The sequence below is a fragment of the Sphingomonas sp. genome (genome assembly GCF_030145815.1).
In the GTDB taxonomy this organism is placed as follows: Bacteria; Pseudomonadota; Alphaproteobacteria; order Sphingomonadales; family Sphingomonadaceae; genus Sphingomonas.
In genome coordinates this window covers 1-22,318 of sequence record NZ_JAIXHL010000007.1, presented here as the reverse complement: position 1 = coordinate 22,318, position 22,318 = coordinate 1, and the positions used below count along the sequence as shown (strand labels likewise).

20 protein-coding genes are annotated in these 22,318 nt (G+C 65.8%); 8 read left to right on the top strand and 12 right to left on the bottom strand.

The features are described 5' to 3' along the window. Window positions 1-82: 82 nt before the first annotated feature. The 9 genes from KYX69_RS07675 to KYX69_RS07635 all read right to left on the bottom strand — a co-directional run bounded on the left by KYX69_RS07675 (window position 83) and on the right by KYX69_RS07635 (window position 11,872). A complete protein-coding gene (locus KYX69_RS07675; protein WP_300495728.1) occupies window positions 83-1,528 on the bottom strand; it encodes a sugar porter family MFS transporter in 1,446 nt (481 codons plus the stop codon). 81 nt (window positions 1,529-1,609) lie between these two features. Beyond that, the gene (locus tag KYX69_RS07670; protein ID WP_300495725.1) at window positions 1,610-2,650 is read right to left on the bottom strand and encodes a DUF2332 family protein; all 1,041 of its coding nucleotides are present in this window, start codon (window positions 2,648-2,650) and stop codon (window positions 1,610-1,612) included. Window positions 2,651-2,717: 67 nt separating this feature from the next. Beyond that, window positions 2,718-4,514: a methyl-accepting chemotaxis protein gene (locus tag KYX69_RS07665; protein ID WP_300495724.1), complete on the bottom strand. Its 1,797-nt coding sequence runs from the start codon at window positions 4,512-4,514 to the stop codon at window positions 2,718-2,720. A gap of 73 nt (window positions 4,515-4,587) precedes the next feature. Next, a complete protein-coding gene (locus tag KYX69_RS07660; RefSeq protein WP_300495722.1) occupies window positions 4,588-7,083 on the bottom strand; it encodes a TonB-dependent receptor in 2,496 nt (831 codons plus the stop codon). Window positions 7,084-7,386: 303 nt separating this feature from the next. Continuing rightward, window positions 7,387-9,306: a 1-deoxy-D-xylulose-5-phosphate synthase gene (gene dxs / locus KYX69_RS07655; RefSeq protein ID WP_300495720.1), complete on the bottom strand. Its 1,920-nt coding sequence runs from the start codon at window positions 9,304-9,306 to the stop codon at window positions 7,387-7,389. A 111-nt stretch (window positions 9,307-9,417) separates the two neighbouring features. Then, a complete protein-coding gene (locus KYX69_RS07650) occupies window positions 9,418-10,428 on the bottom strand; it encodes an AAA family ATPase (RefSeq protein WP_300495718.1) in 1,011 nt (336 codons plus the stop codon). After that, the gene (gene pnuC / locus KYX69_RS07645; protein ID WP_300495716.1) at window positions 10,398-10,961 is read right to left on the bottom strand and encodes a nicotinamide riboside transporter PnuC; all 564 of its coding nucleotides are present in this window, start codon (window positions 10,959-10,961) and stop codon (window positions 10,398-10,400) included. The genes KYX69_RS07650 and pnuC overlap by 31 nt, the downstream gene beginning before the upstream one ends. A gap of 10 nt (window positions 10,962-10,971) precedes the next feature. Further along, complete coding sequence (locus KYX69_RS07640) at window positions 10,972-11,445, bottom strand: Fur family transcriptional regulator (RefSeq protein WP_300495715.1); 474 nt, start codon at window positions 11,443-11,445, stop codon at window positions 10,972-10,974. Between the two features lie 43 nt (window positions 11,446-11,488). Next, window positions 11,489-11,872 carry a MerC domain-containing protein gene (locus tag KYX69_RS07635; protein WP_300495714.1) on the bottom strand — a complete coding sequence of 128 codons (384 nt, stop codon included), beginning with the start codon at window positions 11,870-11,872 and terminating at the stop codon, window positions 11,489-11,491. Between the two features lie 91 nt (window positions 11,873-11,963). On the opposite strand from KYX69_RS07635, the gene KYX69_RS07630 reads away from it, so the two are divergent. The 8 genes from KYX69_RS07630 to KYX69_RS07595 all read left to right on the top strand — a co-directional run bounded on the left by KYX69_RS07630 (window position 11,964) and on the right by KYX69_RS07595 (window position 19,977). Continuing rightward, window positions 11,964-13,004, top strand: coding sequence for a COX15/CtaA family protein (locus tag KYX69_RS07630; RefSeq protein WP_300495712.1), 1,041 nt, complete (start codon window positions 11,964-11,966; stop codon window positions 13,002-13,004). Next, window positions 13,001-13,315 (top strand): divalent-cation tolerance protein CutA, encoded by a 315-nt coding sequence (gene cutA, locus KYX69_RS07625; protein ID WP_300495710.1) that lies wholly within the window; start codon window positions 13,001-13,003, stop codon window positions 13,313-13,315. The genes KYX69_RS07630 and cutA overlap by 4 nt, the downstream gene beginning before the upstream one ends. Next, window positions 13,312-13,590 (top strand): hypothetical protein, encoded by a 279-nt coding sequence (locus tag KYX69_RS07620; RefSeq protein ID WP_300495707.1) that lies wholly within the window; start codon window positions 13,312-13,314, stop codon window positions 13,588-13,590. The genes cutA and KYX69_RS07620 overlap by 4 nt, the downstream gene beginning before the upstream one ends. Window positions 13,591-13,608: 18 nt before the next feature. Beyond that, a complete protein-coding gene (locus KYX69_RS07615) occupies window positions 13,609-14,148 on the top strand; it encodes a hypothetical protein (RefSeq protein WP_300495704.1) in 540 nt (179 codons plus the stop codon). Window positions 14,149-14,158: 10 nt separating this feature from the next. After that, the gene (locus KYX69_RS07610; protein WP_300495702.1) at window positions 14,159-15,100 is read left to right on the top strand and encodes a hypothetical protein; all 942 of its coding nucleotides are present in this window, start codon (window positions 14,159-14,161) and stop codon (window positions 15,098-15,100) included. A gap of 140 nt (window positions 15,101-15,240) precedes the next feature. Next, window positions 15,241-15,720: a 50S ribosomal protein L13 gene (gene rplM / locus KYX69_RS07605; protein WP_294014576.1), complete on the top strand. Its 480-nt coding sequence runs from the start codon at window positions 15,241-15,243 to the stop codon at window positions 15,718-15,720. Further along, window positions 15,720-16,241, top strand: coding sequence for a 30S ribosomal protein S9 (gene rpsI, locus KYX69_RS07600; RefSeq protein WP_300495698.1), 522 nt, complete (start codon window positions 15,720-15,722; stop codon window positions 16,239-16,241). The genes rplM and rpsI overlap by 1 nt, the downstream gene beginning before the upstream one ends. Window positions 16,242-16,449: 208 nt before the next feature. Continuing rightward, window positions 16,450-19,977, top strand: a complete 3,528-nt coding sequence (locus KYX69_RS07595) for an autotransporter domain-containing protein (RefSeq protein WP_300495696.1) — start codon at window positions 16,450-16,452, stop codon at window positions 19,975-19,977. Window positions 19,978-20,032: 55 nt separating this feature from the next. On the opposite strand, the gene KYX69_RS07590 is transcribed toward KYX69_RS07595, so the two are convergent. The 3 genes from KYX69_RS07590 to KYX69_RS07580 all read right to left on the bottom strand — a co-directional run bounded on the left by KYX69_RS07590 (window position 20,033) and on the right by KYX69_RS07580 (window position 21,856). After that, a complete protein-coding gene (locus KYX69_RS07590; RefSeq protein WP_300495694.1) occupies window positions 20,033-20,761 on the bottom strand; it encodes a metallophosphoesterase in 729 nt (242 codons plus the stop codon). Beyond that, window positions 20,758-21,591: a diacylglycerol kinase family protein gene (locus KYX69_RS07585; RefSeq protein ID WP_300495692.1), complete on the bottom strand. Its 834-nt coding sequence runs from the start codon at window positions 21,589-21,591 to the stop codon at window positions 20,758-20,760. Before KYX69_RS07585 ends, KYX69_RS07590 begins: the two co-directional genes overlap by 4 nt. A 91-nt stretch (window positions 21,592-21,682) precedes the next feature. Beyond that, complete coding sequence (locus KYX69_RS07580; protein WP_300495691.1) at window positions 21,683-21,856, bottom strand: hypothetical protein; 174 nt, start codon at window positions 21,854-21,856, stop codon at window positions 21,683-21,685. Window positions 21,857-22,318: the final 462 nt, after the last annotated feature.

Sequence of the window (22,318 nt, the reverse complement as noted above, 5' to 3'; positions counted from 1 at the left end):
CGGGCCGGTGCCGCTTAACTCAGCAAAAAAGAAGGGGCGGGAGTTGCCTCCCACCCCTGCCCCCTTTTGATAGTCGGCCCGATCAGCCTTCCATGTCCTCAAGCTCGCGGCCCTTGGTCTCCTTGACGAAGCGCTGGACCAGGAAGAAGCTGATCACCGCGCAGACCGCGTAGAAGGTATAGGCACCCGCCAGGCTCCACGTCGCCATCGCCGGGAAGGTCTGGGCGATCAGATAGTTGGCGAACCACTGGAAGAAGCCCGCCACTGCCAGCGCCGATCCGCGGATCTGGTTCGGGAACATCTCGCCCAGCATCACCCACATCACCGGGCCCCAGCTGACGTTGAAGAAGATCACATAGAGATTGGCGGCGACCACCGCGATCATCCCCAGCTGCGACGACAGCGCCAGCTTGCCGTTGGCGTCGAGCGAACCCTGGCTGAACGCATAGACCATCACGAACAGCGTCACCGCCATGCCGGCCGAGCCGATCAGCAGCAGCGGCTTGCGCCCGATCTTGTCGATCACCGCGATGGTGATGAAACACGCCGCGATCGAGACACCGCCCGAGACGATGTTGATCATCAGCGAATCCTGCTCGGTGAAGCCAGCCAGCTGCCACAGCGTCGCGCCGTAGTAGAAGATCACATTGATGCCGACCAGTTGCTGGAACACCGCCAGCATGATGCCGACCCACACGATGCTGCGGATGCCGAGGAAGCCGCCCTTGCCCTTCGACAGAATGTCGCTGAGGCGCGGATTGTGATCGGTCGAGAAGCTCGCCTTGATCTCGCCCAGCTTGGCGGTCCCGGCTTCCGAGCCGAACAGGTTGGTCAGCACGGTCAGCGCCTCGGTATCGCGGCCCTTGGCGACAAGGTAGCGCGGGCTTTCGGGGATGAAGAACAGCGCGATCAGGAACACCGCAGCGGGCAGCGCCTGCATCAGGTACATCCAGCGCCACGCCTCGATACCCGCCCAGAACAGCGCGAGCGAAGAACCGGCCGCTTGGGCGAGATAATAGTTCACCACAAATGCGGCGGTGAGGCCGGTGATGATCATCACCTGCTGCACCGTCGTCATCCGCCCGCGAATATTGGCGGGGGCGACTTCGGAAATATAAGCGGGCGACAGTACCGATGCTGCACCGACCGCCATGCCGCCGACGATCCGGGCGATCACGAAGATCGTCTGGTCATGCGCGAAACCCTGCACCAGCGCGCCGACCAAGAAGAGGATCGCGGCCAGGCGCATCACGTTGCGGCGGCCCATCTTGTCCGCCAGCGTGCCGGCAAAGAAGGCACCAATGAAGCAGCCGATCAGCAGCGAGCCGACGGTGAAGCCCAACGTTGTGTCGTTGAGCGTGAATGCGGATTTCAGTCCGTCCTGCGTGCCGTTCACGGCACCGCTGTCATAGCCGAACAGCAAACCGCCGATCGTCGCCACGGCAACGATGGCAAAGACCAGGCCGGTATTGGCTTGCCCCCCCGATGTCTGGGTCACCCGATTCTCCTCTCCCCTGGCACGGTCCATCCGCGCTCATGTTAGCGCTACCTAAGCGGGAAACCGCATGGTGCGCAAGTGCGGAGATGCTGCGCGGAATCGGCGGGCGGTTCAACCGTGCCAGTCGAACCATTCGCCATAGGGATGGCAGGTGGCGAGTACCCGGCGCACACCATCGGGCCAGCAGGTCAGCGCCAGTTCGACGCGTTCACGTCCGGGTGTCCATTCAAGGCTGAGCCAGGCCAGCGGTCGCGCTTCGGTCGCGCGGGCGCCCGCAGCATGGATCGCGTCGATCACCGACGCACGCGCCGTGGGCGCCAGATATTGCAGCACCATCGAATGAAACACGACGCGGCACACGCCGTCGGCCTGCGGCTCGGCGAGCTGGTCGGGCAGCCACCGGGTCGCGTCGGCACGCGTCAGCGCTGGCGGATGCGCGCGCGCCAGTCGCAGCGCGGCGTTGAGCCGCTCGATACGCCGCGGCTGGTCTGCCCACACGAACGACAAGAGCCGCTCACGCGCGCGCCGGTCATCGGCACAAAGCGGGTTGAGATCGACCCCACGCGCCTGCACGACCTCGATCGGCGCCGCCACCGGGTTCATCCCGCGCCATTCCGGCGCGATCCGCACCGAGGAGTCGGGATCGCCCGCAACGACATCGCCCAGCACGTATCGATAGCGCGCCAGATTGAGATTGAGGCCGCAGCTCGACCCGATTTCGAGCAGCTCGACCGGCATGTCGGTGCGCACACGCAGCGCCATCAGCGCCGCAGCGAAGCCGGCGGCGCGCGCCACTTCGTTGGTCTGGGTCGGCGCATGCATCCACCCGACGATGAACCGGTCGTGCGTGGTGAGCGCAGCACCGATCGCGCGGTCGAAATCATCATGTTCGCGCTGATAGAGCGCGCTCAGATCCGCGACGTCGCCGCGTCGCGCCAGCGCGTGCAACGCCGCATTGAAGCGCATCGCCAGCGCCGCCGCCGACGGATCGTCGGGCCAGCCTTCGATCAAGGCTGCAGTCTGCGGCGCGCGGTGGAGCTGGCGATCGCCGGCTTCCAGCACGGCCGCCACAAATTCGGAGCCAAGGGCACGGATGACCCGTGACTGGCGGCGCAGCTCCCCCTGGGAGCCGACGCGCGTCATCATGTTCATGCGAAGTCCCCCGCCCGCGCGGACGCGGCGTTACGCTGCACTGGCACCGGGCGCTCGCCCTGTTCGATCACGCCGCCGTCCACATATCCGCCGACATCGACCGGGCGACCCGGTGCTGCATCATATGGACCGGGCTGCGTCCGCCTTCGACTGTGAACTGCCCCGCCTGTTCGGCAAGATGCGTCACTTCGTTCACCAGGTCGCGCGCGGCGGCAGAGCTTTGCTCGACCATCGTGCTGGTCTGGCGGGTGGTCTGGTCCATCGTCCCGATCGCCGAGCTGACCTCGGTAATCGCGAACGACTGGGCGTGGTTGTCCTGCGCGATTCTGTCGAGCAGCGAATGCACCTCGCTGACATCGGTCGAAATCTCGACCAGCGCGCTGTCCACCTTCTGCACCATCTCGACTGCAGCGACGATGTCGGTCTGGGTTGCGGTTAGCTGATCGCGCGCGCGGCCCGCTTCTTCCTCGGCACGCATGGCAAGCGCGGAGACGAGGTCGGCGACGACGGCAAAGCCGCGTCCCGCTTCGCCGGCACGCCCGGCTTCGACCGCAGCGTTCATCGCAAGGACGCGGGTCTGGAACGCAATCTTGTCCAGCCCCTCGATCACGCTGTCGATGCCCTTGGCGCTGTCGGCGACGCGGCCCATCGCTGCCACCGCACCTTCGGCGACCGCGCGACCATTGGCGACGGTTCCGATCGCCCCGTTGGCGCGCTCGACCGTCTGACCGGCGGCGGCGGCGGTGGTCTTGAGCCGCTGGTCCATCTGGACGATCGCGGCGGAAGTTTCCTCGAGGCTCGCGGCATTGGCCTCGGTCCGGCGGGCGAGATCTTCCGATGCTTCGGCGATCCGGCCCGACCCGGAATGGATCGATGCGGTCGCCTCCATCACCGATGCGATCAAGCCGCGCAGGCTGGTCACCGCGGCATTGAAATTGGACTTCACCGCAGCATAATCGGCGGGGAAGTCGGCGTCGATCTGGGCGGTGAGATTGCCGCCGGCGAGTTCGGACAGCTGGGACGAGACGATCTCGACCACCATCTTCTGCTCGGCTTCGGCCTTGGCCGCCGCCGCGTCGGTCGCCTGCTTGGCGATGGCGGCGTCGCGGAAGACGAGCACGGCGCGCGCCATGTCGCCGAGTTCGTCGCGACGATCGGCGCCATCGACATCGACATCGTTGCGACCCGAGGCGAGCGTGCTCATCGTCCCGGTGAGCGCCGAGATCGGCGTGGCAATGGCGCGGCTAAGCAGCCAGGCGAGACCGATGGCGAGGGCGATCAACGCGATGCCGCCGACGATCAACACCGTCGTCGCGGTATCCATCGCCGCTTCCTGCGTCGCCGTGCCCTGTTCGATCGTCGCCAGTTCGGCGTCGCGCACATCGCGCAACGGCAGTACGGCGGCGCTGACCAGCACCGCCTTGCCCGCCGCCTGCACTTCGGCTTGCGCGCCCGCCAGATCACCGCCATCGACGCGCTTGATCAGCCGGTCGCCCCATTTGGCGCGCCAGTCGAGCGTTTCCTTGCGCGAGACCTGCACCGCTTCGATCAGCTTGGGATCGGTCAGCTCCGCCTCAAGTTCCGCCGACGCCTTGTCATAATCGACGCGCCCTTCCTCATAGGATTTGAGGTAGGTCTTGTCGCCGGTGACCAGATAGCCGCGCATCTGGCTGTTCTGCCGCAGCAATGCGGTTTCGAGCGCCAGCGCCTTGGCATAGCGGCTCTGCGCCGCCGTGTTGGCGTCGGTGACCGAGCGGATCATCGAGATGTTCGAGAAGAACACCGCCATCATCACCGCAGCGGACGCGCAGATGATCAGGAACGACAGGCCCAGTTTGCGCGGGATCTTCAGGGACTTCAGCATGAATGTGCTTCCGGATCGATGAAACTGTAGAATGGGTTGCTGCCGGGACGCGCACGCCCCGGCAGCTGTTGGATCAGAAGGAGAAGCGGACCGATCCTGCCACCGTGCGCCCGTTGAGCGCGCGCGCGGTGACAATGCCAGTCGCCGGGATCGCTGCCTGGTTGACGTCGGTCAGCGCCAGCGTGTCGAACAGGTTGTTCGCGGTCACGCTCAGCTGGACATTTTCGGTCAACCGTACCTGCGCAAAGCCGTTGACCAGCGTGTAGCCCGGCAGGCGCAGCTGGTTGGTGTCCTGCGCGAAGCTGCCGGTCGTGCCGACGATATTGGCACCGACGGTGAAGCGCTTGTCCTCATATTGCGCGGTGGTCTGATAGATCAGATCCGGCTGGTGACGCGGCGTGTTGCCGACCGCCGCCGGGTTGAACTGGTCCTTGGCGATTTCCGCCTTGGTCCAGGTCGCGCCAGCCGTGATGCTGAACGGGCCATATTGATAGCCACCCTCGAACTCGAGCCCATAGGCTTCATAAGTGCGATAGATCCGCTCGACCTGGGTGACACCGGCAGCGCTGGTGTTGATCTGCATGTTGCGCTCGTCGGTGCTGGCCCAGAACCCGGTGAGGTTGAGGGTCAGGTTCGACTTGCGGAACTTCACGCCACCTTCGGCCTGCTTGACCAGGTCATAGCCATCAGCCTGATCGAACAACCCACCGCTGATCGGGTCATAGGCGGGGGTGAACAGCGGGCCCGTTGCCGCACCGCGGCCACCACGGCTGTAGCGCGCGAACACGGCCATTTCCTCGGCCACGCGATAGTTCACGCCCGCCGTGTAGCTGACATAGTCATACTCGAAATCGACCGGGGCCGGCGCGGTCAGCGGGAGGAAACCCGCACGTGTTTCGGCCGGGGTGACGGTGCCATCGCCATTGACGTCGAACGGAACGATCGGGGTGCGCCCGCCGCCCAGCTCGCCGCCATAGATCGACCCCTGCGCCTTGCCGCTGTTGAAGCGGATGCTGCCGCCGATCGCGACCTTGCCGATGTGGAAGTTGACCGAACCATAGGGCGCGTTGGTATCGAACTCGACATCGAACTTGCGGCGATAGCCGGTGGTGACGAGCGCGGCGCTATAGGCGAACACGCCATTGTCGGTCTGCGGAATCCCGCCTGCGGTGCGGATGTTGACGAGCGACGCTGCGCCCTCACCATGCACATCGCTGATCACCGAGGTGAACAGCCAGTCGGTGTTGACCGACTGACGCGACTTGTAGAAGCCGGCGGTGAAGGTCAGCTTGCCGCCCGCGACATCCCATACGCGGCTGGCGCGGATGTCGTTGGTCATGTTGTCGAGGCTGTTGACCTGGATGTTCATCAGCAGCGACGCCGCGAGCAGGCCATTGCCGTTGACGGTCAGCGGGTTGATCGCCTGGCCGGCATTGGGGCCGGTGGCATAGCTGAGCGTCGCGCCGGGACCACCCAGCGACGGGGCCAGGCCAGCGGCCGGTGCGATCGTCAGCGGGAAGTTCTGCAGCATCTGGCCCGAGATGTCGGCGAAGCGGAAGCGCTCCGTGATCGTCCAGCCCGCGACATCGATCTGCGATTCAAGGCCGACCGCCTTGACCACCGGATTGACGCCGTCGCGCATGTCGAAGCTGCGCACCTGGTTGGTGCCGTCGCGCGTCACCTGCGTCGGGATGTTGGCCGACAGCATCGTGTCATGGCGGATGTCGAAATTGGCGATATTCTCATAGACCGGCTTGTCGTTGGTCCCGCTCACGCGCAGCGGCGCGAAATAATAGGCCGGGGTGCGGTCATCCAGATACTTGCCGTGCAGGCGGATATAGCCGTTGGGCAGTTCCTTGGTGATGTTGGCCTTGAACTGGCCGCCGCGATGGCCCGAATAGCCGGTCGCGCGGGCACCTTCGCCCTCACGGTAGAAGCCGCCGACCTGATAGCGCAGCGTGTCGCTGAGGCGGCCGCCATAGTCGAAATCGATGCGATAAAGCTCTTCGCCGATACCGGTCGTCGCCGAGATCGCGCCGCCCTCTTCTTCACCGGTCTTGGTGATGAAGTTGATGACGCCGCCGGGCGCGTTCGACGCAAAGGTCGAGGACGACCCGCCACGGATCGCTTCGACTGCCTTCAGGTTGGCATCGACACGCAGGAACATGTCCGCGCCGAGAAACGAGAAATCGCCGAATTCGAGAATCGGCAGACCGTCTTCCTGAAACTGCAGATATTTCGAGCCGATCGACGCAAGCGGGAGGCCGCGGATCGTGTAGCTGTTGTTGGCAACGCCCGCCGACGCCTCGACCCGGATGCCGGGAATGTTGCGCACGACCTGCGCGACCGAGGTCGCGTCGAGCTTTTCGATTTCCTCGCCGCGCAGCGCGCTGGTCGAGGTCGCCTGATCCAGACGGTCGCGCCCCTTGGCGACGCCGGTCGAGAAGACTTCCTGTTTCGGCTCGGCGCCCTGCTGTGCCGCCGGCTCGACCGGATCGGCATCGCGTGCCTGCGCCGGCGCGATCAGTGCCAGCGGCGCGGCGGCCAGAAGGAGAAAATACTTGGTCATTCGTGCGTGCCCACCCTTGATTTCGGTGCCTGAGCCTTCTGCCCTGGCGGTTCCCATGTTCCCGCCAGTCCGCAGAAATACGGTCACGGCGTCGGGCTTATGATAGGAAGGGGGCGGGGCTTCGGTTTTCGCCGAACAAGAATCTTTCAGACGCAACCCGCGGGCGAACGCCGTCGATCATGGTAAAGGGCACCGCGGGAACCCGCGCACGATACGCTCACGGATTGGGCAAAAAAGGGGGCGGCGAAGCACCAGCTTCGCCGCCCCCTTGCAACTGCCAAAGGTGCGATCCCGCGCGGGACGTCAGGCGATGGCGCCGACCTCGGCCTCGTTCCAGCGCAGCGCCTTCAGCACCGTTTCGACGATATGCGGCGCGTTCAGCCCCGCCTCGTCATATTGCAGTTCGGGCTTGTCTTGATCCTGGAAGCGATCGGGCAAGCGCATCGTGCGCAGCTTCAGCCCCGCATCGATCAGCCCTTCGTCGCTCGCCATGGTCAGCACGTGCGCGCCAAGCCCGCCGACGGCATTCTCCTCGATCGTCACCGCAACTTCGTGCGTGGTGAGCAAGCGACGGATCAGCGCCTCGTCGAGCGGCTTGGCAAAGCGCAGGTCGGCGACGGTGGCCGAAAGCCCCTTGGCCTCCAGCATGTCGGCGGCCTTCAGCGCTTCGGCGAGGCGGGTGCCGAGCGACAGGATCGCGATCGTCTTGCCCTCGCGCACGATGCGGCCCTTGCCGATTTCCAGCACCTGCGGCTCGGCGGGCATCGCGACGCCGACGCCATTGCCGCGCGGGTAGCGCACCGCAATCGGCCCGGCATCATATTCCGCCGCAGTCTTGGTCATATGCGCCAGCTCCGCCTCATCGGCGGCGGCCATCACCACGAAATTGGGCAGCGAGGCGAGATAGGTGACGTCGAAGCTTCCGGCATGGGTGCAGCCATCGGCACCGACCAGCCCCGCGCGGTCGATCGCGAACCGCACCGGCAGATTCTGAATCGCCACGTCATGGACGACCTGATCATAAGCGCGCTGCAGGAAGGTCGAGTAGATCGCGCAGAATGGGCGCATGCCCTGAGCCGCAAGGCCGGCGGCGAAGGTCACCGCGTGCTGCTCCGCAATGCCGACATCGAAGCTGCGCTCCGGGTGCGCCTTGGCGAATTTGTCGACGCCGGTGCCGCCGGGCATCGCCGCGGTGATCGCACAGATGCGCGGATCGGTATCGGCGAGCTTGGCGAGCGTTTCGCCGAACACATTCTGATAGGCCGGCGGTCCGGGCGGTGCCTTCGCCTGCGCGCCCGTGATCACGTCGAACTTCTGCACGCCGTGATATTTGTCCGCCGCCGCTTCGGCCGGGGCATAGCCCTTGCCCTTTTGCGTGACGACATGGAGCAGCACCGGGCCCTCCTTGGCGTCGCGGATATTCTCCAGCACCGGGATCAGATGGTCGAGATTATGGCCGTCGATCGGACCGACATAGTAAAAGCCCAGTTCCTCGAACAACGTACCCCCGGTCGCCATACCGCGCGCATATTCCTCGGCCTTCGACGCAGCGCTGGTCAGGCGGCGCGAAATCCTTCCGGTGATCTTCTTGGCGAGGTTGCGCAGCCCGAGATACTCGGAGCTGGAGACGACGCGGGCGAGATAGGCCGACAGCCCGCCCACCGGTGGCGCGATCGACATGTCATTGTCGTTGAGAATGACGATCAGGCGATTGCCCGCCTGTTCGGCATTGTTCATCGCCTCATAGGCCATGCCGGCGCTCATCGCGCCGTCGCCGATCACTGCGATGCCCTTGCCGGGGGTGCCGGCCAGCTTGTTCGCAATTGCAAAGCCAAGCGCGGCCGAGATCGAGGTCGAGCTGTGCGCCGCGCCGAACGGGTCATATTCGCTCTCGGCGCGCTTGGTGAAGCCCGACAGGCCCCCGCCCATGCGGAGCGTGCGGATGCGGTCGCGACGCCCGGTCAGGATCTTGTGCGGGTAGCATTGGTGCCCGACGTCCCACACCAGCCGGTCGTCGGGTGTGTTGAATACGTAGTGAATCGCGACGGTCAGTTCGACTACGCCAAGCCCCGAGCCGAGATGGCCGCCGGTGGTGCCGACTGCGCTGATCGTTTCCGCGCGCAATTCATCCGCAAGCTGGCGGAGCTGCGACGGCGCAAGCTTGCGCAGGTCGTGGGGCGTGTCGACCGTATCGAGCAACGGCGTCGTGGGAAGTTCAGACATTCGACCGCATTTACTCCAGCGCGTTGAACCTGTCCAACGCCTGACACCGCTGGCCATGAACAGTCATGAGCAAAAGCTGAGCGATGGGTGAAAAATGGCGGTGACGCAGCGTCAATCGCGGCCAAGCGCCTCGACCGCAGCCACCGCCGCATCGAAGCGTGCGTCCCAGTCGCCACGAATTGCGATCCAGCGCACTCCGGCCTCGTCGAGCACATCGCGGCACAGGCGTGCGAACCGCCCCCGACTCGCATCGGTGCCATAGATGCGCGTGCCGTCGTCGATCCACGCGACATCGGGTTCGAGTAGCAGGTAAAGATCGGCGCGCGGGTGCTGCATCAAACCAGCGGGTGCGTCGCCCAGCATCATCCGCGCCCACGCCGCCGTCATCAGCGCATCGGTATCGACAAACAGATAGCGCGTCGCCCAGCGCTTCCACGCGGCGATCATCGCCGTCTGTGCGTCGCCGATCAGGGTCAGGTCGGCGGCGTCCATCTCGACGCCATGCACCTCGGCCTGGGCGCGGCCATATTCCGGCACCCAGACGGTGCCGAAATGGCGCGCCAGCCGCTCGGCCAGTACGGACTTGCCGGTGCTTTCGACCCCGTGCAGCACGATCGTGCGGGTGTAGTGCGCGCGCACCGGGCCGGGGAGAAAGGCCGCATGCGCCCAGGGATCGGCGCGCACCGCGCTGCCCGACAGGCCGCCAATGCCGTCGGAATCGGCCGCCATGATCCGCCCGCCGAGCGGCACGAACAGCCCGCCAACCTCTTCGGCGAGGCGCTTGCCATAATCCTCTCCCGCAAAGAGCAGATCGATCGGCTCCGGGTGCGCGTCCCGAACGATGCCGCGCCAGATCGGCCAGAAATCGGGGCTGTCTTCGGGCGCCTGCGGCACCGGCGCGCCATGACCGACCACGTCGCAATCGGGCAGCAGCTCGCGCATCCAGGCCAGCCGCATTTCGCCCGGGATCGGATCGTCGGGCAGCCAGCAGACCAACACCGTCAGCCGGTCGACCATCGCCCGCGCCGCGCGCGCCAGCGTCAGATGCCCGGCATGCGGCGGCATGAACTTGCCGAGCAGGAAACCGCGCTTCACCGCGCCGCCCCGAGCTTTGCGCGCCACGCGAACAGGCCCCACACCGCCATGCCAAGGAAGATCGCGTACAGGATCGCCGTTGGATAGAGCCCCCGGCTCCAGAACAGGCCGACCGCGAGGATATCGACCGCGATCCACAACAGCCAGCTTTCGACGCGGCGCTGCGACTGCAGGATCTGCGCGGCGACACTCATCCCCGCCACTGCGGCATCGGCATAGGGTACGGCGGCATCGGTATAGCGCGCCATCGCCGCGCCCCAGACGATGCACGCGAGCGCCGTGCCCACGATCCACACTACGCGCGCGGGATAGTCCAGCCGGCGCACGGCAACCCCGTCATCGACCCGGTCGCTGCGCCTCCAGTTCCACCAGCCATAGAGCTGGATGACGAGGAAAAAGATTTGCAGCAGCGCATCGCTGTACAGCTTCGCATCGGCGAACACGAAGAAGTAGAGCGCAACCATCGCGATGCCGAACGGGTAGTTCCACAGGCTGCGCCGCGCCACCAGCGCGACATTGATCAGCCCCAGCGCCGCCGCGGCGAGCTCGACCGGGTTCAACGTGGTGGCTTCAGTCGCAGTCGGCGCACTTGCCGCGCACCTCGATCACCGGGCGCACGGGCGAGAAGCCGGCGCCCTTGGCCGCCGAACGGACGGTGCGGGTGATCGAATCATCGTCGAGATGCGTGGTGTTCCCGCACGAATCGCACACCAGGAAGATGCAGTCATGCAGGCAGTCGGGATGCGCATTGGCCACATAGGCATTGGCGCTTTCGACCCGCCGCGCCAGGTTCGACGACACGAACAGGTCGAGGATGCGATAGACGCTGTTCGCCGCGACCCGCCGCCCTTCGCGCTTCGACACCGCTTCGGCAATGTCATAGGCGGACGCAGGCTTGTCGAACCCGGCCAGCACCTCGAAGATTGATGCACGCATCGTCGTCCATTGCTCGCCCGCCTTTTCCAGCGTTGCCTGTGCGGCGGCGGTCAGGTCGGACCCGTGATGCTCATGGTGCCGATGGTTTTCTGGCGTGTGCGCGTGCATGACGTGAATGTAGGCCCGCGCCGGGCAGCGGGCAAGCGCCGGATCAGTAGGTCGCGCGGCGATTGAGGTCGTGGCCGAGCGCGAGGATCGACACGCCGATCACCGTCCACACGATTTCCGGCCCACCATGCTCGAGCGTCAGCGCGCCGGCCATGATGCCAAGGCCGAACGCCCCGACCGCCGCCGGCATCATATAGCCATGCTTGAGAATGCCGCGCCCGAGCGCGACGATCCCGAACAGGATCGCGAGCACCAGCCCGACTTCATGGACCAGCGGATGCATCATCGACCCCGCCGCCGAGGCGAGCGCGAGCAGCACCGTCGTCGCCAGGCAATGCGCCAGACACAGGCTCGACAGCCCGATCGCGACGCGATCGAAGCGCAGGTCGATCTGTTCCCAGAATCGGGGGGCGAGTGTCGGATGCATGGGCGCGATATAAAGCGGGATCGGAAAAGTTACAACATCACATCCGCGCCAGAGACTGGCATTTATGGTCAACGGCGCATAGATTGCGGCCGTGTCCGAGTTCCGCCATCCCATCCGCCCGCGCGCCATCGCCAATTGGCTGACGGTCGTCGCCCTGCTCATCGTCCTGATCGTCGTCGTCGGCGGGATCACGCGCCTGACCGAATCGGGCCTGTCGATCACCGAATGGAAGGTCGTTTCGGGCATCCTGCCGCCGCTCAGCGAGGCAGCATGGCTGTCGGAATTCGAGAAATATAAGCAGATTCCCGAATATCAGCAGATCAATCAGGGGATGAGCCTGGCGGCGTTCAAGTTCATCTATTTCTGGGAATATATTCATCGGCTGCTGGCGCGCGTGATCGGCTTTGCGTTTGCCGCACCGCTGCTGTGGTTCGCCTGGAAGCGCGCGATTCCCCAGGGCTATGGTTGGCGACTGGTCGGCCTGCTGGCACTGGGCGGATTGCAGGGCGTGATCGGCTGGTGGATGGTCAGCTCAGGCCTCGCCGAGCGGACCGATGTCAGCCATTTTCGCCTTGCCGCGCATCTGCTGCTCGCGCTGTTCATCCTCGCCGCGCTGACCTGGACGATCCTCGACCTGCGTCAGCTGGCGCGCGACCCCGGCTACCGTCCGGCAAAGCTCAACGGCTTTGGCTTGGGCGTGGCGGTGATCCTGTTCATTCAGCTGCTCTATGGCGCGTTCACCGCCGGGCTGAATGCGGGGCTGGTCACCAATGAATGGCCGCTGATGAACGGCAAATTCTTTCCGTCCGAGGTGCTCGGGGTGCGGTCGGTCCTCGACGCGGCGGTCAATGATCCGGCGATGATCCACTGGATCCACCGCTGGTGGGCGTGGGTCGCGGTGGTGGCGCTGGTGCTGCTCGCCCGCCGGACCCGTGCCGCCGGAAGCCGTTCGGCATCGGTCGCGATCCATAGCGCGTTCGGCGTGCAGATCCTGCTCGGGATCGCCACGGTGATGACCGGCGTCGACATCACGCTGGGCGTACTGCACCAGTTTGTCGGCGCGTTGCTGGTGATTGCCACCGCCTGGGGCATCCATGTCACCGGGCGGCGTGTGCGGGCCTATCGCGGATGAGCGACATCGCGCTGGTCCATGCGACCTTTGCCGATGCGGCGGAGGCCGAGCGGATCGGGGAAGCGATGGTCGCGGCGCAGCTCGCAGCATGCGTCAATCTGCTCGGCCCCTGCACCTCAATCTATCGCTGGCAGGGCGCGATCGAGCACGGCGAAGAGCATCGTGCGTTGTTCAAAACCACGCCGGAACTCGCGCGCGAGCTCGCCGATGCCATCGCGGCCCAGCACAGCTATGACCTGCCGGTGATCGAAATCTGGCCGGTCGCAGCGGGCGACGCGGTGATCGACTGGGTGCGGGCCGAGACCCGGTGATCGGGGCGATCCTGCTGATGGCGGCACAGGCGGCACCGGCGTTTGCGCCACCGCTCGACCGATCGCTGACAATGACCACAGAAACCGTGCGTAGCGCGGGGCCGACGACGCGCCGCTTCGTTGCGCGCCGCACGGTCCGGTTCAGCGCCGCACCGGACGGCTATCGCGTGACAATCACGCTGGATGCAGCGACTCCCGGGGAGGCCGACAGCGATCCGGCGGGTCTGCTGCGCGCCGGTTTTGCCGGGCTGGCCGGGCGCACGGTGGTGTTGTAGCTCGATCGCGCCGGCGCGGTGACCGGCGTCGATGACCTGCCCGCAATCTGGCGTGCAATCGTCCAGGGCATGGGCGCGATGGCACCCGTCGGCACCGATCCGGCGACACAGGCGCACGCCGCGCGGGTCCGCGCGATCGTCGCCACGCTTGCGGCGCAGCCCGAAGCTGCGCAGCGCCGGATGATCGCCTCGCTCGTTACTCCGCTGATCGCGCCCGAATTGGTCGCCGAAGCGGCAACGCCCGCCCCGCCCCGCGCCGTCCGCGTGCCCGCCGGCTCGATCTATGGCCAGACTGAGCTCGATGGCTTGCGCGCGGTGCGATCCCGTCCGGACGGAATCGAGGTCTCGGTCAGCGCCACCGGGCCGATTGCCGTCACCACACCCGAAGGCACCGCCAGCGCGAGGATCACGCTGGAAACGCTCCGCCGGATCGACCCGCAAACGGGCTTGGTGGTCGAGAGCCGCGAGCGGGTCGAAACGCTGACGCCCGACGGAGCCTTGCAATCCGAAAGACTTACGGCGACACACCTGCAGCCGGCGGGCGGCACCGAACGATAAGGGACTGACGATGCGTTGGGGGCTATTGATCCTGGCTGCGGCCGGCATGACCGCTGCGGCGGCGACGCAGCCAGTCGCGCCGGGACGCGCGCAGGCCGCCCCCGCGCAATCTACCGAAACGCGCTTCGCCCCGCCCTTGAGCTCGGTCCAGCGATTCCGATTGACCGTGACCAAGCGCGGCGAAACGCATAGCTGGGTTGAGGAAGTGCGGTTCGAACGGGCCGGCGACGCCTTTGTCGCTCATTGGCGGATGGACGCGTCGTCGATCCCGGCGGCGATGCGCCACCCGCTACTGCTCCCGATGATCCAGCCTTTTACCGGGACACCGGTCGCCTTCGACCTCGATGCCGACAGCACGGTCGTGCGCACGCGCGACTGGCCGACCCATCAGTCGGCCATGCTGAAGTCGATCGATGCAAGCCGGCCGCTGGTCGTCGCGGCGAGCGGCGCGGACAAGAAGCAGATCGACGCTCTGCTGGGATCGACGCGCGCGATGTTCGCCCGGCTCGACGCGCAAAGCGGTGCCGACATCATCCTCAAGAACATCGCCCCGATCTTTGGCTGGGGCGGCTACGCGCTGACGCTGGGTCAGCCGGTCAGCGGCAGCGAGACGGTTCCGGTCGCCCTGCTCGGCACCAGTATCGAGCGCTATTCGACGATCACGCTGACCGCGCTGGAGCCGGGACGCGCCCGCATCACGCTCCGCTCCGAATTCGATGGGGCCGCGATGCGGAGCACGCTCGAAAAGCTGGGCGCGATGGGTGCCAATGGCGATGCCGCCGCCAAGGCGCGCTTCGCCCAAACGCTGGCGCAGGCCGAACAGATGCGCGCGGTGCAGGCGACCGACGTCATGCTCGACCTCGCGACCGGTCTGCCGCAGCGGGTCGAAGTGGTGGTTTCGGTCGACGGCAAGCCGCGCGACCGCACCATCGTCGAATGGCTCAAGCGCTGACGGTATCCAGATACCCGTCAGCAATCCCGCCATTTGCTTGACTTTCGACTCCCATTTCGTCAATTGGCCGCCGTTCGCGCCGTCCTGCGCCATTCCGGCTTAGGCGGCGTCATTCATTTAAACCCAAGAGGTCTGGCCCCATGAAGGCGCTCATGAAGACCACCAAGTCGGTAAAGCCGGCCGAGGTGGAAAAGAAGTGGCATATCGTCGATGCCGAGAATCTGGTCGTCGGTCGCGCTGCAGTCGTCATCGCCAACGTCCTGCGCGGCAAGCACAAGACGAGCTTCACCCCGCACGTCGATTGCGGTGACAATGTCATCGTGATCAACGCGGACAAGGTCCGTTTCACCGGCAAGAAGCTGGCGGACAAGGTGTACTACAAGCACACCGGCTATGCCGGCGGCATCAAGGAAATCACCGCGCAGAAGGTGCTCGAGGGGCGTTTCCCCGAGCGCGTTCTGGAAAAGGCGGTCGAGCGCATGATCCCGCGCGGCCCGCTGGGCCGTCAGCAGATGCGCAACCTGCGCATCTACAAGGGCGCCGAGCATCCGCACGAAGCGCAGAACCCGCAGGTCCTCGACATCGCCGGCATGAGCCGCAAGAACAAGGTGGGCGCATAATGTCCGACAATCGCCAGTCCCTTTCCGATCTGGGTGCGATCGCCGACGGCGCACCTGTTTCCGAAGCCGCCGAAGCGGGTGTCGCGACCCCCGCGGTCTCGACCATGCCGCTGCGTCAGCAGGAAATCGACAAGCTCGGCCGCGCTTATGCAACCGGCCGTCGTAAGGACGCCGTTGCTCGCGTGTGGCTGAAGCCGGGTTCGGGCAAGATCACGATCAACGGCCGCGATCAGGAAATCTATTTCGCACGTCCGACGCTGCGTCTCGTCATCAACCAGCCGTTCGGCGTTGCCGAGCGTGATGGCCAGTATGACGTCGTCTGCACCGTCAAGGGCGGCGGCCTGTCGGGCCAGGCCGGCGCGGTCAAGCACGGCATCGCTCAGGCGCTGACCAAGTATGAGCCGGTGCTCCGCGCCCCGGTCAAGGCCGCCGGGTTCCTGACCCGCGACCCGCGCGCCGTCGAGCGCAAGAAGTACGGCAAGGCGAAGGCCCGCCGCAGCTTCCAGTTCTCGAAGCGCTGATCGACCTTCGGGCACGATCTTTGGAATGCGAAAGGGCGGTCCGCACGGGCCGCCCTTTTTCGTTTCGGACAAGTGTTGCTCCGGCGCATCGTAGATCCCGCAACGCGCCGCTGCCGACGCACGGGCCTTGACGCGCCACAAAACTGCAATAGCCTCTGTCCCCATCACCGTGCGCGATACCGCAGCACGCGATTTATTGGGGGATATCATGAACTTTGCACGCATTACGCGCGCCTCGCTGCTGTTGTCGGCTGCGGGTTTCAGCCTGTGCACGATCGCGACGCCGGCGCTGGCGAATGACGAACCGGTCACGCGCGGGTTGCTCGACCTGACCGCCAGCACGCTGACGCCGCATACCGGCGCACCGACCGGCTCGATCGAAACGCCGCACACCGATCCGATTGAGGTCGTGGTCACCCCGACCGGCAACGGCTTTGTCTCGCCCGACGATGTTGTCGAGACCCCGGATATCACCATCAACAACGGCTACACCCCGGTGCAGGCCTATGATCCGGTCAACATCACCGGCATCGGTCAGATGATTACCGATGCGGGCGGCGGGTTCATCGGGACTTGCACTGGCACGCTGATCAATCCGCGCACGGTCATTTTCGCCGCGCACTGCGTGAACACCCGCGCGGCGACAGCCTATGGCGCGAACTCGGGTGGCGTGGGGATCGGCGTCGGCTTTGAAACCAACACGCGCGCCAATGCTGCGGGCCAGACCGATGAGCTCGTGCGCTGGCTGCTCGGTGGAACGGGCGGTGCCGGTCGCTTCCAGAGCAACACCGCGCAGCATTTCTACAATATCAATCAGGTCTTCTATAATCCGGCATCGCTGGCGGCATCGTCGTGCACCACTGCCACGTCCTGCTTCCTTGAAGCGGATGTCGCGACCGCCGTGCTCGACACGCCGGCCGCCGGCGTCCCGACCTGGGCGCTGCTGTTCTCGCCGCTCCCGACCCCTGGTTCGATCGATCCGGCCAACGGCACCGGCTATCACGTCAATATCGGCGGTTATGGCAGCTTCGGCACCGGCACGACCGGCGCAGCGAGCGGCGGCAATTTCCGTCGCCGTGCCGCGGAGAACATGCTCGGCGCACTGGTGTCGCTGAACACCCGCAACGAATTCCTGTTCGGCACGGCTGGATCGCCGTCGCGGCCGCAGCAGCTCTATTTCCTCGATTTCGACGACCCCGCACGCGGGACGGCGACCGCCAATCCGCGCGACTTTAACGGTTTCCGCGACAACGCACTGACGCGTGAAGGTCTGACCGGTCCCGGCGATTCGGGTGGCCCGCTGATCCTCGACCGCGCCTTCTCGACCCCGGTCGTGATCGGCGTGCTGTCGGGCGGTTCGACCTTTTTCGGCGGTCAGCCCGGCGGCAGCTACGGGACGCAGAGCTTCTATCAGCCGCTGTTCCTGTACTGGGACTGGATCATCGCCAACAATCCCTATCGCTACGTCACCGCAGTGGCGGGCAACCGTAACTGGGAAGACGGCGCGGCCTGGGTGACCGAACTCGATCCGGCCTATCGCGTGATTGCCGGGGGCCAGTTGATCAACGGGCTGCCAACCAATCTGGGCGGCGGGAATTCGGGCAATGGTCCGGAGTTTGGCGAGCTGTGCTTCCAGTCGCCGAGCACGTCGAACAACCCGACGACCAATGAGTGCTACGATCTCGCCACCGGCACCTTCCGCAACAACGTCCCGAACGCATCGCCAAGCGCCACTGAGAGCAGCACGCCGGAAGTCGCCAATGTCGGCGGCACGCCCGGCGCGGCGGCGGATCCCGGCACGCCACAGGCGATTCCCGGCTATTCCGACACCGTTGCACCGGCCCCGACGCTGGCCAACGGCCTGCCCGGTGCAACCGGCTTTGTGCCGAACAATGTCGATGGCGTCCGCGCCACCGGCGCGATCGGTCGCTATTATGACGTGACGCTGCGCAACACCGGCGTGATCACGCTCAATTCGACTGTCACCGTCGATCGCTTCAGCATCATGGGTGCGACCTCGCAGCTGACCATCGCCAGCGGCGCATCGCTTACCAGCCTGATGGAGATCCGCCAGAACACCGGCACGATCCTCAACAACGGCACGCTGGCATCGTCCGGCGACTATCTGCTGCTGTCGGGCCTGCTCACCGGGTCGGGCACGGTCAATGCGCCCTTCACGACCAGCGTGCTGGGCAGCTTTGCCCCGGGCACGATCGGCACGACCGGCACGCTGACCTTCAACGGCGGGCTCGTCTTCTCGTCGGGTTCGGGGTACCTCGTCGATCTCGGCGCGACCGGCGTTTCCGACCGCATCGTCGTCAACGGCGCGACCAATCAGGCCAATCTCGGCGGCAATCTCCAGATCAGCTACTCGGCCGCAACGCTCCGCGCCGGCAACAGCTACACCATCCTGACCGCTGCAGGCGGGGTCGTCGGCACGTTCAACACGCCGGCGGCGATCAGCGCGATCCTGCGCCCGACGCTGACCTATTCGACCAATTCGGTCGTGCTGAACATCGCTGCGGGCACGTACAGCAGCGTCGTTCCGGCATCGAACGTCATCGGTTCGACCTGGGCGCGCCTGCTCGATCAGAACCGCAGCCAGCAGGCCAAGTTCGACGGCCTTTACGGTCCGCTCGATCTGCAGAACGCGGCGACGATCATCAGCACGCTCGGCAGCTGGGCACCGGCGTCGGAAACGACCGCGCAGACGCTCGGCATCGCCACCACCGACGCCAACTCGACCTTCATCCGCAACCGCCTCAATGGCCTCGATCCCGCCAATCTTGGCGGTTCGCTGGCGCATTATGGCCGTCCGGTGCAGGTCGCCGCGCTCAACCTGATGCCCGCCATGGGCGCAGCCCCGGTGCGCAGCGACGCTGCCACGCCGGTGGTTCAGGAGGGCGCGCTGCCCGAAACGATGAGCGGCTTCATCTCGGGCGGTTATCTGAACGGCGATGGCGCGGCGATGTCCGGCATGGGCGGGCGTGACAGCTACAATGGCTGGTATGTCGGTGCGGGCCTCGAAGCCTCGCTCGGCGACACCAGCCTGATCGGCTTCGCCTTCACCTATACCGACACCGACGGCACCGCATCGTTCGCCGGCCAGAGCGCGAAGGGCGAGGCGGTCCAGGGGACGCTCTATGCCAAGAAGAGCTTTGGCAGCGTCACGCTCGACGGTCAGGTCACGGCCGGTGCCATCGGCGTCAAGACCCAGCGGACGGCGGGCTTCCTCGGCACCAACTACACGCTGCGCGCCAGCGACAGCGCGATGATCGTCGGGACCGAAATCGGCCTTGGCTTCGACCTCGGCAACGACGCGATCGAGATCGCGCCGCGGATCGCCGGGCGCACCACCTGGATCGATTTCGGCAGCGCGCAGGAATCGGGCGGACCGATGGCGCTCGACATCGATCGCAACGACTATGAAAGCTATCAGGGTCGCGCCGGCCTGACGGTGGCCGGTAAGTCGGACGGTCTGCGTCCGTTCGTCACCGCGACCTATGTCCATGAGTTCGGCGATCGCCCGGCCACGGTCGGTGCCAATCTGGTCGGCGGCACCGGTGCGAACGTCGCCTTCGCGCTCAATGGTCAGGACAAGGATTGGGGCGAAGTGTCGGGCGGTCTGACCTTCCGCACCGGCGCGGTCGACCTGTCGGTCTCGGCCGACTCGACCTTCCTGCGTTCGGACCTGTCGGCACAGACCTATCGCGGATCGGTCACCTTCCGCTTCTGATCTATCGCAATCGCACATGGAAAGGCCGTCCCCTCGGGGGCGGCCTTTTCTTTGGTCAGCGCATTTCGCGCACCTGGGTGGCGAGCCTGCCCCCCTCGACATGGAGTTCGTTGAACGAGGGTCGCGTATCGCGCACGCGCTCGGATAGTGTGCCCGCGCCGATCAGCCGCACCGGTCCGGCGGCGGTACCGTGGGTGATGTCGAAGGGATCATGGACATGGCCAGTCAGCACGCCATGCGCGCCGGCCTGCGCCAAGGCTTCCAACGCCGCGCGCCCGCCGCGCGTATGCGACGTACTGCGCGTCCCCGCCTCGACCAGCGGATGGTGACAGGCGACCAGCACGACATGGTCGTCCGGCGTTTCGGCCAGATGCGCCAGCGTCCGCGCGATCGCCCGGCTGCTGACATAGCCCTTCGACCAGTTGAGCCGCAGTTGCGCACGCGCGGTCGTCTTGAGCGGCACGATCGAAACCCCGCGCAGCGCCAGCGGGCGCTCGATCATCCGCTCCAGCGCCTTGAAGCGGCGATAGGGAGTCACGAAGCGCGCCCAGGGGTTGAAGTAAGGGAGGTCGTGATTGCCGACCTCGACCGTGATCGGCCGCTGCAGCGCCTCCAGCCACGCCTGCGCCGCCGCAAATTCTTCCCGCCGCGCGCGCATCGTCAGGTCGCCGGTGACGATCACCGCATCCGGCTGTTCGGCGGCCACACGATTGGCGAACCAGTCGAGCGCGGCGCGGTCCTCGGCGCCAAAATGAATGTCGCTGACATGGAACAGCCGGGTCATGCCGCCCCCTGCACTGTGGCGAGAAAGCGCGGCTCGGTCATGCCCGCGCGCACCACCGTTCCCGGTGCCAGCGTCACCGGCTCGCCATCGAACAGGGCCAGCACCGGGCGGCTGCTATAGGGCTCGATCTGCTCCGCATTGCGCTGGGTCACGGCGCGGGCGGCAACCCAATCGCCGGTCAACCACGTCCAGCCCAGCTCCGCAATCGCACCCCAATCGCGCGCGTCAATGGCGTTGACCTGCAGCGCGCTTTTGGTCGGAGCGACGAAGATCGCCTGATAGCGCCGGTCCAGTTCGGCAATGCCGCGCAGGCGAATGCCACGGCCGAAGGTGCGCCGCCAGGCGTTACGTAGCGCGCCTGCCAGCCGTGCAACCCGGCCCGTCCGCGCCGCTTCGCGCGCACGGCCCCAATGTGCGGCCGGCCCGATGATCAGCCCGACAAAGGCACGGTGCGGCCCGGCGGCGGCGAATGGCAGCGCGACACGGCGCGCCGAGCCATGTGCCGAATGGACGATAGCGGCCGGATCGGCATCCCCGTGCAGTATCTTGGCAAGCATGTTCATCGTGCCGCCGGGCAGGATCAGAAACGCGCCGGACCAGTCCGCCAGTGCGCAGAGCGCGGCGTTGATCGTCCCGTCCCCAGCAAACAAGACAACGGTATCCACCCCGGCGGCATCGAGCGTCGCAGGGTCCGGGATCGCATCCGCCGGAAAGCCGGTGCGCCCCGCAAGCGAAAGGCCGCGCTCTTCGAACACCGCCTCCAGCGCCGCGCATTTCTCCTGCGTCGCCGAACCGGATTGCGGGTTGGTGATGAACCACAGATTTTTCATGCCGGGCCAACGCATGACATGGGAATTGTTTCGCAGCAGAGACAAAAAAGGGGCCGCATCAGCGGCCCCTTCCTGTCGTGGCAGATGTCCGTCAGCGCTGCTGATCGGCATCGCCTTCGTCCTGATCGGTCAGTTCGTCCGGGCCGCGACCGCCCTGCGGATCCTGCTGCTCGCGCGGCTGCTGATTCTGCTGGCGATCGACATTCTGGTTGCCCTGCTGGTTCTGCTGGCCGCCCGGGGTCTGGTTCTGGTCACGCTCGTTCATGGCTGCTCTCCTGGTGTGTTCCCACCCGTGAAAGCTCAACCATCGAAGCTCGCAAAACGCTCCTCCGCTCGTCGCATCGGCCGTGGCAAATCGCTGCGCCCAAACGAGAAAAGGCCCGCCAGCGCGGTACGCTGGCGGGCCTGATCATGGTGGGCGTGGCAAGGATTGAACTTGCGACCCCTGCGATGTCAACACAGGCGATATAGGTGAAAACGGCGAAAAGCCGCCGTTTGCATAACTCCACAAGGCGGAACAGATCGGAATCAAACGACGAAAAGACATCACTTTCACCGGAGTTACACCGGAGACTCTCGCCGCACGTCCGCATCAGCAACGTGTCCGCCGTCAGCACCAATGGCACAGATTTGAGGTTGTGATTTAAGGAGGATCTGGGCTTCGTCGTAGTGACGAAGGAACGAAGATGAAGCCCAGATCCTCCAATGTAAAATCGCCCGCCAAGGC